This is a genomic window from uncultured Streptococcus sp. (genome assembly GCF_963516515.1).
Lineage (GTDB): Bacteria > Bacillota > Bacilli > Lactobacillales > Streptococcaceae > Streptococcus.
This window is the reverse complement of record NZ_CAUQCJ010000004.1, coordinates 69,073-79,711: the sequence shown is the minus strand read 5'-3', so window position 1 is coordinate 79,711 and position 10,639 is coordinate 69,073. Positions and strand designations below refer to the sequence as shown.

Below are 10,639 nucleotides of genomic sequence, written 5' to 3'. Positions count from 1 at the left end.
AATAGGCTTGAGCCAATGTTTTTATTTTACACTAAATAACTTTAGAAATCAAATACTTTGTCAGTGTTTTGGGACAAAAAACGAACAAATCGAAGAAAAATGGACGAATTCTCAATTATAGGCTAATATTTAGATGTGTTTTTCATCATAAAAGACATATTATCAAGATTATTCAAGACCTGACAATATGCCTTTTTCTGATTTGAAAGACTTTTTCCCAATCTTTATTATTCTACTCGCTAAATCTTAAAAAATAGCCATCTGGATCCAAAACTGCAAATTCATGAGGATATATAAAGCTATCTCCTACTCGAAATTCTCTTTTTGTCAGGGGACGATGGATAGGATAGTCAGCTTCCAGCAGTTTTTGGTGGAGCTGAGGAACATCTGCAATGCCAAAGGAGATATTGACACCGCGCCCGAAAGGATAGGTCAGCTGAGCTAATTCTTCTGCGCTGCCTTCTTCTAGCATAAGTTGGCAGTCTTCAAGCGAGAGGAAGAGAAATTTCTCCTCTGGACGCTCGTATTCGACAGAGAATCCTAGCAGGTCGCAGTAGAAGTGGCGTGATTTTTCGATGTCAGATACTACAAATTCAGGAATGACAGCTTTATAGTCCATTCGTTTTCTCCTTAGAGTTCAATCTCCATGACAATGGGTGTGTGGTCTTGGCGAGCACCTGAGTCAATCATATCAGACTTAGTGACCTTGTCTGCGAGACGGTTACTTGTGAGCCAGTAGTCGATTCTCCAGCCTGTATTGTTGATTTTAGAAGTCTTGCTGCGCTGTGCCCACCAAGTGTAGCGTTCTGGAACATCGCCGTGAATGTGGCGGAAGGTATCAGTAAATCCAGTTGCCAAGAGGTTGGTAAATCCAGCACGTTCCTCGTCGGTAAATCCAGGTGAACGGCGGTTGCTAGCAGGATTTGCAAGGTCGATTTCATTGTGGGCTACGTTGTAGTCACCGGTTGCAAGGACTGGCTTTTCTTTGTCTAGTTCAGCCAAGTACTCCGCATATTTGACATCCCAGACTTGACGTTCTTCCAAGCGTTTGAGACCGTCGCCAGCGTTTGGTGTGTAAACTTGCGTTACGAAAAATTCATCAAATTCCAAGGTGATGATACGGCCTTCCAAGTCCATGGTAGAAGGGGCACAGATTTCTGGGAAAGTGACAGTAGGTGTGAGTTCTTTCTTATAAAGGAACATGGTTCCGGCATAGCCTTTGCGGGCAGGTTCTTGAGAAGAACGCCACGTATTTTCGTAGCCTGGGAAGAGTTCAGCTAAAATTTCCAAGTGTTTCTTTGTAGGACCCTTGGCAGAAAGCTTGGTTTCTTGGATAGCAATGATATCAGCATTTTCAGCGACCAAGGTTTGTAGTACTTCTTGGGACAATTTGGCACGAGCTGAGTCACTAGTTAGGGCAGCATTGAGGGAATCAATATTCCATGAGATAAGTTTCATAAAGTTACCTTTTTCATTCAGATTATAGATTTTATTATACCAAAAAAAGGTCTATTTCCCCAACGTATGGTTTGAAAAATTACTCTTTAGACTTTATCCTGAGAAAATAAAAATTCCCTAAACTATTTAGAAAAAAATCTAAATAGCTCTTGTGTTTAGAATAGAAAGGTGTATAATGTTATTTAGAAAAACATCTAAATAGAAAGTGAAGTTACATATATGTCAAATAAGAGAACAATCCTTCTTTTTGTGGTCTTGGCTTATGCCCTTGCTTGGATAATATGGTTGGCACTATGGCTAAGTGGTGTTGGTCTAAATTCTCCATGGAGTCAACTTGCTAGTATTGTAGCCATGTGGATGCCTGCACTTGCAGTCTTTATTTTAGGGAAAATCACGAATCAGCCTAGTGGAATCAAATCTAAATTAGTTGTGAATCTCAAGAGCAACTGGCGCTTTTACTTACTAGCTATCTGGTTACCAGCAGTCATCAGTTTTTTAGGAGCGGGACTTTATTTTCTTGTATTTCCTAGCAATTTCAGCCTTGGTTTTGAATCTATTCAAGCTATTTTACAAGAAAAAGGTGTCTCTCAATCAACCATTCCCTTATCTTTCTTGGCCTTGATTCAAATCCTAGCTAGTTTGACCTACGCTCCTTTTCTTAATAGTTTCTTTGCATTGGGGGAGGAAATTGGTTGGCGTGGCTATCTTTACCCAGTGCTAAGAGGACGCTTTTCACTAGTCCAGACTCATGTCTTACTTGCTCTCATTTGGAGTCTATGGCATTTACCAATCAATTTGCAAGGATATAATTATGGCCTTACTTATTTTGCTTATCCCGTTTTGGGAGTTGTTGCTATGTTTCTATCTTGTTTTAGCCTAGGAATATTGTTGAGCTGGTTGTTGGAAAAGACAGGTTCTATCTGGGCTTCTGCTCTATTTCATGGGGCAATCAATGCAACTGCAGGTATTGGGTTACTCTTTCAATTACCAGGAGAAAAAGTTTCAAGCCTCTTGATTTTAGGCCCATCACCGACCGGAATGCTATCAGTTCTACCTTGCTTATTCCTAGCCCTACTAATATTACAAAGGGGAAGGAGGCATTATGAGTTTTGCAAATAGCTTTAAAGCCTTATCTCATCCAGTTAGGAGAGAGATTTTAAATTTACTCAAAGCAGGTAGATTATCTGCAGGAGAAATTGCCAGTAAATTCGAGTTGACTAATGCAACTATTTCACACCATCTCACGATTTTGAAAGCAGCGGATTTGATTCATGAAATGAAAGAAAAAAACTTTATTTACTATGAGTTAAATACATCGGTTTTAGAGGATATAATGGTTTGGTTAGCAGATCTGAAAGGAGATCATTTTGATGAAGATAAAAATCAATAAGAAATTGGTATTATTTACGAGCATTCTCATCCTACTACCTTCCCTTGTAGGTTGTGTTTTCTGGAATCAATTACCAGAGGAGATACCCACTCATTTTAATCTACTGGGCCAAGCAGATGGCTACAATCATAAAATGTTTGCTATCTTTGGATTACCGACTCTCATGCTTTTGATGCATTGGTTGCTTCTATTTTTAATGATTAAGGATCCTAAATCTAGCAATATCAGTTCAAAAATACAACTTTTGATTTACTGGATTATTCCTTTTGTATCTTGTCTATTAATGATTTCTATCTTCGGAGAATCTTTGGGTTATTCCATGATGAGTGGGCTACTAGCTCAGATTTTTATGGGAGTCGTGATGATTGTAATTGGAAATTATCTACCAAAAACACACCGAAATTATATAATCGGTATTCGACTACCGTGGACCTTGGAGAATGATGAAAACTGGAAAAAAACGCATCGCCTAGCTGGAAAAATATGGGTATTAGGAGGATTGTTATTGTTTCTAAATTCCTTTGTGCAACTGTATGTTTACTGGGTATTCTTCTTGACACTTTTCTTTGTAGTGATAATTCCTAGTGTCTATTCTTATCAATTATCAAAATCAGAATCTTGAAATAGCTACTGGAGTCATTAGTTTGAGAAGTTGGTCTGATAGGTCCATTTCCCCAACGTATGGCTTGAAAAATCACTCTCTTTCGTTTATAATTAAGAATGATTTTATGAAAGGGAGTGAAAATAAATGAAATTTTACTCATATGACTATGTACTTAGCCAAATCAGTCAGCAAAATGGCATCATGATTGGCTTTGGGATTGTGCTCCTAACTATCACAGGATTTTTTGCTTTTAAGGCTTATCGTGATAAAAAGGGAACTAAATTTCGGGAATTGGTCATGATTTTGGCCTTGACTTTGGTGGCCATGCTTTTGGTGACGATTTCGAAATACCAGACCAATCAAGCCTCTAACAACCAATTTCAAACTTCACTTCATTTCATAGAGGTTGTTTCCAAAGACTTGGGAGTGGATAAATCAGAAGTTTATGTCAATACTTCTGCAGCCACTGATGGAGCGCTTGTCAAGGTAGGTCCAAATGTCTACCGCGCCATGAACGGGAGCCAACCAGACAAGTATCTTTTAGAGAAATTAGAATTGCATCAAACAGACGCTATTGAATTGGTGGAGGTAAACAAATGACACTCAACTATATGGAAATTTTAATCAAACTGGCCTTGGGACTCTTCTCGCTTGTTTTTGTTATCAATGTGACAGGAAAGGGGAACCTAGCACCTAACTCTGCGACAGACCAAATTCAGAACTATGTTCTTGGTGGTATCATCGGTGGGGTAATTTACAATAGTTCTATTAGCATTCTGCAGTATGCAGTGATTCTGATGATGTGGACTATTTTGGTTTTGACACTCAAGTGGCTCAATAACAATGTTCGTTTTGTCAAACGCTTGATTGATGGGAAACCAACTCTCCTCATCAAAAATGGGCAGATTGACCCAGAAGCCTGTCGTTCAGTTGGCTTGTCTGCAGCGGATGTAGCCCTCAAACTTCGTAGCCAAGGGATTTTCCAGATGAAGCAAGTTAAACGAGCTGTGCAAGAGCAAAATGGCCAACTCATCGTGGTCCAAATGGGAGATGAAAATCCTAAGTATCCAGTTGTGACTGACGGTGTGATCCAAGTCGATGTTTTAGAATCGATTGGTCGTAGCGAAGAGTGGCTGCTTGATAATCTCAGCAAACAAGGGTATGAAAATGTAGCTAACATCTTTATCGCTGAGTATGATAAGGGTGCGGTCACAGTCGTAACCTATGAATAAGAAAAACCTGGGGTCTTGTACTCTTCAAAAATCTCTTCAAACTGCGTCAACATCGCCTTGCCGTATGTAGGTTACTGACTTCGTCAGTTCTATCTACAACCTCAAAGCAGTGCTTTGAACAACCTGCGGCTAGTTTCCTAGTTTGCTATTTGATTTTCATTGAGTCTTGGCCTCAGGTTTCCATTTGCAATCAGAAAGGGATGTTATGTCCATTATTCAAAAACTTTGGTGGTTTTTCAAGTTAGAAAAACGTCGTTATCTAGTCGGGATTGTGGCCTTGGTCTTGGTTTCCGTCCTTAATCTCATTCCACCTATGGTCATGGGGCGGGTCATTGATGCTATCACATCGGGGCAATTAACCCAGCAGGACCTCCTTCTTGACCTATTTTACTTGCTTCTTGCGGCCTTTGGGATGTACTATCTGCGCTATGTGTGGCGTATGTATATCCTCGGGACTTCCTACCGCTTGGGACAGATCATGCGGTCTCGCTTGTTTGAGCATTTCACTAAAATGTCTCCAGCCTTTTATCAAACCTATCGGACGGGGGACCTGATGGCACACGCAACCAATGATATCAATGCCTTGACTCGTCTCGCAGGTGGCGGAGTCATGTCTGCGGTGGATGCCTCTATCACGGCTTTAGTGACCTTGCTGACCATGTTCTTTAGCATTTCGTGGCAAATGACCTTAGTTGCCATTTTACCCTTGCCTTTCATGGCTTATGCGACCAGTCGTTTGGGAAGAAAGACTCACAAGACCTTTGGCGAATCCCAAGCTGCCTTTTCTGAACTCAATAACAAGGTGCAGGAGTCTGTATCAGGTATCAAAGTGACCAAGTCTTTCGGTTACCAGGCGGACGAGTTGAAGTCCTTTCAGGTAGTCAATGAATTGACCTTCCAAAAGAACCTCCAAACCATGAAATACGATAGTCTCTTTGACCCTATGGTTCTCTTGTTTGTTGGCTCATCCTATGTCTTAACCCTCTTGGTCGGCTCCTTGATGGTTCAGAAAGGGCAAATCACCGTTGGGAATCTAGTCACCTTCATCAGCTACTTGGATATGTTGGTCTGGCCTCTTATGGCTATTGGTTTCCTCTTTAATATCACTCAGCGAGGGAAGGTTTCTTACCAACGGATTGAGGAACTTTTATCTCAGGAATCACCTGTAAAAGATCCAGAGTTTCCTTTAGATGGTATTGAAAATGGACGTTTGGAATATGCCATTGACAGCTTTGCCTTTGAAAATGAGGAAACACTGACGGATATTCACTTTAGTTTGGAAAAAGGGCAAACTCTGGGCTTAGTCGGGCAGACAGGCTCTGGAAAAACATCCTTGATTAAGCTTCTCTTACGCGAATACGATGTGGATAAGGGAGCTATTTATCTAAATGGTCATGATATTCGCGACTATCGTCTGACAGACCTTCGTAGTCTTATGGGCTATGTTCCTCAGGACCAGTTCCTCTTTGCGAGTTCAATCTTAGACAATATCCGCTTTGGCAATCCTAACTTACCCCTTTCAGCGGTCGCGGAAGCGACTAAGCTAGCTCAAGTGTACCAAGACATTGTAGCTATGCCTCAAGGGTTTGATACGTTGATTGGTGAAAAGGGAGTCAGTCTTTCTGGTGGGCAAAAGCAACGTCTGGCTATGAGTCGGGCTATGATTTTAGACCCTGATATCTTGATTTTAGATGATTCCTTGTCGGCCGTGGATGCTAAGACAGAGTATGCGATTATCGACAATCTCAAGGAGACACGAAAGGACAAGACAACCATTATCACAGCTCATCGCCTCAGTGCAGTCGTCCATGCAGATCTGATCTTGGTTCTGCAAAATGGCCAAATCATCGAACGGGGCACGCACGATGACTTGCTAGCTCTGGATGGTTGGTATGCCCAAACCTACCAGTCTCAGCAGTTGGAAATGAAAGGAGAAGAAGATGCAGAATAAGCAAGAACAATGGGCTGTATTGAAACGCTTGATGTCCTATCTCAAGCCCTATGGACTTCTGACTTTTTTGGCACTCAGTTTTCTCCTAGCGACGACAGTCATTAAAAGTGTCATTCCCCTCGTGGCTTCCCACTTTATCGACCAGTACCTCAGCAATCTTAACCAAGTTGCCGTTACTGTTTTGCTGGCCTACTATGGCCTTTATATCCTACAAACTCTAGTTCAGTATGTCGGTAATCTTCTCTTTGCGCGGGTGTCTTACAGTATTGTTAGGGATATTCGTCGGGATGCCTTTGCCAATATGGAAAAGCTGGGTATGTCTTATTTTGACAAGACGCCAGCAGGTTCCATCGTCTCTCGTTTGACAAATGATACCGAGACCATCAGTGATATGTTTTCTGGGATTTTATCCAGCTTTATCTCAGCAGTTTTCATCTTTCTGACAACTCTGTATACCATGTTGGTGCTGGATTTTCGTTTGACAGCTTTAGTCTTGCTCTTTCTCCCTTTGATTTTCCTTTTGGTTAATTTCTATCGGAAAAAGTCAGTGAAAATCATCGAGAAAACCAGAAGTCTATTATCAGATATCAATAGTAAGCTGGCAGAAAATATCGAGGGAATCAGAATTATCCAGGCCTTTAACCAAGAGAAGCGCCTGCAGGCAGAATTTGATGAGATCAACCAAGAACACTTGGTCTATGCCAACCGTTCTGTAGCCTTGGATGCTCTCTTTTTGAGACCTGCCATGAGTTTGCTGAAACTTTTAGGTTATGCCGTTTTGATGGCCTACTTTGGTTACCGTGGCCTTTCTATTGGGATAACGGCAGGAACCATGTATGCCTTTATCCAGTACATCAATCGTCTCTTTGACCCCCTGATTGAGGTGACGCAAAACTTTTCAACCCTTCAAACGTCCATGGTGTCTGCAGGGCGTGTATTTGCCTTGATTGACGAGAAGACCTATGAGCCTCTTCAAGAAAATGGGCAAGCCAAAGTTCAAGAAGGCAATATCCGTTTTGAACATGTGTGTTTCTCATATGATGGCAAACATCAGATTCTGGATGATATTTCTTTCTCTGTTAACAAGGGTGAAACTATTGCCTTTGTAGGGCATACAGGTTCGGGGAAATCTTCGATCATCAATGTACTCATGCGCTTTTATGAATTCCAGTCAGGGCGAGTTCTCTTGGATGATGTGGATATCAGGAACTACAGTCAGGAAGAGTTGAGAAAGAACATCGGTCTGGTCTTGCAAGATCCCTTCCTCTATCACGGGACTATCAAGTCCAATATCGCTATGTACCAAGATCTTAGTGATGAGCAGGTTCAGGCTGCAGCTGCCTTTGTGGATGCTGCTTCCTTTATTCAGGACCTTCCGCAGGGTTATGATGCCCCTGTGTCTGAGCGTGGTTCGAGCTTCTCTACTGGCCAACGCCAGCTTCTTGCCTTTGCCAGAACAGTTGCCAGTCAGCCTAAAATCCTGATTTTGGATGAAGCGACAGCTAATATTGACTCTGAAACAGAAAGTATGGTTCAAGCTTCTCTGGCTAAGATGAGACAAGGGCGGACAACCATTGCCATTGCCCACCGCCTTTCAACCATACAAGATGCTAACTGTATCTATGTTTTGGATAAGGGACGCATTATCGAGAGCGGAACCCATGAGGAACTCTTGGCCTTGGGAGGAACCTATCACAAGATGTATAGTTTGCAGGCGGGTGCTATGTCTTAATACTCTTTGATTTTCATTGAGCATAAGAAGGAAATCCTTCAAATTACAGATTTCTTTCACCGCCTTTTCCATTTTGTGGTATAATGAAAAATGTTGACAAATAGTATAATAAAAACAAAGGAGAAACAGCATGCTGAAATGGGAAGACTTGCCCGTGGAAATGAAATCAAGCGAGGTTGAGTCTTACTACCAGCTTGTCTCTAAAAGGAAGGGTTCGCTGATTTTCAAGCGTTGCTTGGACTGGGTTCTAGCCTTGGTCGTACTGGTTCTGACCTCTCCCATCTTTCTCATCTTGAGCATTTGGATCAAGTTGGATAGCAAGGGGCCAGTGATTTACAAGCAAGAGCGCGTGACCCAGTACAACCGTCGGTTCAAGATTTGGAAGTTCCGTACCATGGTGACGGATGCGGACAAAAAAGGAAGTCTAGTGACTTCTGCTAACGACAGCCGCATCACCAAGGTTGGCAATTTCATCCGCCGTGTCCGTTTGGACGAACTGCCTCAGCTGGTCAATGTCCTGAAAGGCGAAATGTCCTTTGTAGGGACGCGTCCTGAAGTGCCACGTTATACAGAGCAGTATAACCCTGAAATGATGGCGACCTTACTTTTACCAGCAGGGATTACCTCTCCAGCCAGCATCAACTACAAGGATGAGGATACTATCATCAGTCAAATGACGGAGAAAGGTCTGTCGGTTGACCAAGCCTATGTCGAACACGTCCTTCCTGAAAAGATGCGCTATAACCTTTCTTATCTCCGAGAATTTAGTTTCCTTGGAGACATCAAAATCATGTTTCAAACCGTGTTTGAAGTGCTAAAATAAAGTAGTCATGAGAAAATGAGTACAGACAAAAGGAGCAAATCAATGCCAAATTACAATATTCCATTTTCACCACCCGATATTACGGAAGCAGAAATTGCTGAAGTAGCGGATACCCTGCGTTCTGGTTGGATCACAACAGGTCCTAAGACAAAAGAACTGGAGCGTCGCTTGTCTCAATATACACAGACGCCTAAGACTGTCTGTCTTAACTCTGCGACTGCCGCTCTTGAGTTGATTTTGCGCGTCTTGGAAGTAGGACCTGGTGATGAAGTCATCGTTCCAGCCATGACCTATACAGCTTCATGTAGTGTTATCACACACGTAGGAGCAACCCCTGTCATGGTGGATATCCAAGCAGATACTTTTGAGATGGACTATGACCTACTGGAGCAAGCCATTACTGAGAAAACTAAGGTTATCATCCCAGTAGAGCTTGCGGGGATTGTGTGCGACTATGACCGTTTGTTCCAAGTTGTGGAGAAAAAACGTGACCTCTTTACTGCTGCAAGCAAGTGGCAAAAAGCTTTTAACCGTATTGTGATTGTATCTGATAGTGCCCATGCTTTGGGATCAACCTATAAAGGACAACCTGCTGGTTCTATCGCGGACTTTACTTCCTTCTCGTTCCATGCCGTTAAGAATTTTACAACTGCTGAGGGAGGAAGTGCGACTTGGAAAGCCAATCCAGCGATTGATGACGAAGAAATGTACAAGGAATTCCAAATTCTTTCCCTTCACGGACAAACTAAGGATGCTTTAGCTAAGATGCAACTGGGCTCATGGGAATACGATATCGTCACACCAGCCTACAAGTGCAATATGACCGATATCATGGCGTCCCTTGGTTTGGTACAATTGGACCGTTATCCAGCTTTGCTAGAACGTCGTAAGGACATTGTGGACCGCTATGACCGTGGTTTTGCAGGTTCTCGTATCCATCCATTGGCACACAAGACTGAAACTGTCGAATCTTCACGCCACCTCTACATCACCCATGTAGAAGGAGCGAGCTTAGAAGAACGCAATCTTATTATCCAAGAATTAGCTAAAGCAGGAATTGCAAGTAACGTTCACTACAAACCGCTTCCTCTCTTGACAGCCTATAAGAATCTTGGTTTTGATATGGCAGATTATCCAAGAGCCTATGCCTTCTTTGAAAATGAAATTACGCTCCCTCTTCACACTAAATTAAGCGATGAAGAAGTGGACTATATCATTGAGACTTTCAAAACAGTTTCTGAAAAAGTGCTAACTTCATCAAAAAAATTGTAAAAAAGTCTTGACAAAGAAAAAACAAAGTATTAAAATAAGTTCAACAAATCAGAAAAGTAACTATTTTTGATCTTCAGGGAGCCTGTGGTGATTGTGAACAGGTGGTTGGAAGTAGTGAAAGTGGGCTGATTTTAAAAATGAATTTGAAACAATGAAAATTCGGTGCGCACACCTTAC

At 42.0% G+C, this 10,639-nt stretch carries 11 protein-coding genes; 9 read left to right on the top strand and 2 right to left on the bottom strand.

Annotation, left to right across the window (positions count from 1 at the left end):
• Positions 1-232: 232 nt before the first annotated feature.
• Entirely contained in the window at positions 233-619 is a 387-nt protein-coding gene (locus RYL77_RS01795; protein WP_315009396.1) for a VOC family protein, read from the bottom strand.
• Between the two features lie 11 nt (positions 620-630).
• Positions 631-1,458, bottom strand: coding sequence for an exodeoxyribonuclease III (locus tag RYL77_RS01790; protein WP_315009394.1), 828 nt, complete (start codon positions 1,456-1,458; stop codon positions 631-633).
• 219 nt (positions 1,459-1,677) lie between these two features.
• On the opposite strand from RYL77_RS01790, the gene RYL77_RS01785 reads away from it, so the two are divergent.
• From RYL77_RS01785 to RYL77_RS01745, 9 genes are all read left to right on the top strand, one after another.
• A complete protein-coding gene (locus tag RYL77_RS01785) occupies positions 1,678-2,577 on the top strand; it encodes a type II CAAX endopeptidase family protein (RefSeq protein ID WP_315009392.1) in 900 nt (299 codons plus the stop codon).
• On the top strand, positions 2,561-2,848 hold the full coding sequence (locus RYL77_RS01780; protein WP_315009390.1) for an autorepressor SdpR family transcription factor: 288 nt from the start codon (positions 2,561-2,563) through the stop codon (positions 2,846-2,848). Before RYL77_RS01785 ends, RYL77_RS01780 begins: the two co-directional genes overlap by 17 nt.
• Positions 2,829-3,470, top strand: a complete 642-nt coding sequence (locus tag RYL77_RS01775) for an SdpI family protein (RefSeq protein ID WP_315009388.1) — start codon at positions 2,829-2,831, stop codon at positions 3,468-3,470. The genes RYL77_RS01780 and RYL77_RS01775 overlap by 20 nt, the downstream gene beginning before the upstream one ends.
• Before the next feature lie 126 nt (positions 3,471-3,596).
• Positions 3,597-4,052 (top strand): DUF3290 family protein, encoded by a 456-nt coding sequence (locus RYL77_RS01770; RefSeq protein ID WP_315009386.1) that lies wholly within the window; start codon positions 3,597-3,599, stop codon positions 4,050-4,052.
• Positions 4,049-4,684, top strand: coding sequence for a DUF421 domain-containing protein (locus tag RYL77_RS01765; protein WP_057487894.1), 636 nt, complete (start codon positions 4,049-4,051; stop codon positions 4,682-4,684). The genes RYL77_RS01770 and RYL77_RS01765 overlap by 4 nt, the downstream gene beginning before the upstream one ends.
• Positions 4,685-4,889: 205 nt before the next feature.
• Positions 4,890-6,635, top strand: a complete 1,746-nt coding sequence (locus RYL77_RS01760; RefSeq protein ID WP_315009383.1) for an ABC transporter ATP-binding protein — start codon at positions 4,890-4,892, stop codon at positions 6,633-6,635.
• Positions 6,625-8,367: an ABC transporter ATP-binding protein gene (locus RYL77_RS01755; protein ID WP_315009381.1), complete on the top strand. Its 1,743-nt coding sequence runs from the start codon at positions 6,625-6,627 to the stop codon at positions 8,365-8,367. Before RYL77_RS01760 ends, RYL77_RS01755 begins: the two co-directional genes overlap by 11 nt.
• Before the next feature lie 130 nt (positions 8,368-8,497).
• A complete protein-coding gene (locus RYL77_RS01750; RefSeq protein WP_315009379.1) occupies positions 8,498-9,190 on the top strand; it encodes a sugar transferase in 693 nt (230 codons plus the stop codon).
• A gap of 42 nt (positions 9,191-9,232) precedes the next feature.
• Positions 9,233-10,462, top strand: a complete 1,230-nt coding sequence (locus RYL77_RS01745) for a DegT/DnrJ/EryC1/StrS aminotransferase family protein (protein ID WP_315009378.1) — start codon at positions 9,233-9,235, stop codon at positions 10,460-10,462.
• Positions 10,463-10,639: the final 177 nt, after the last annotated feature.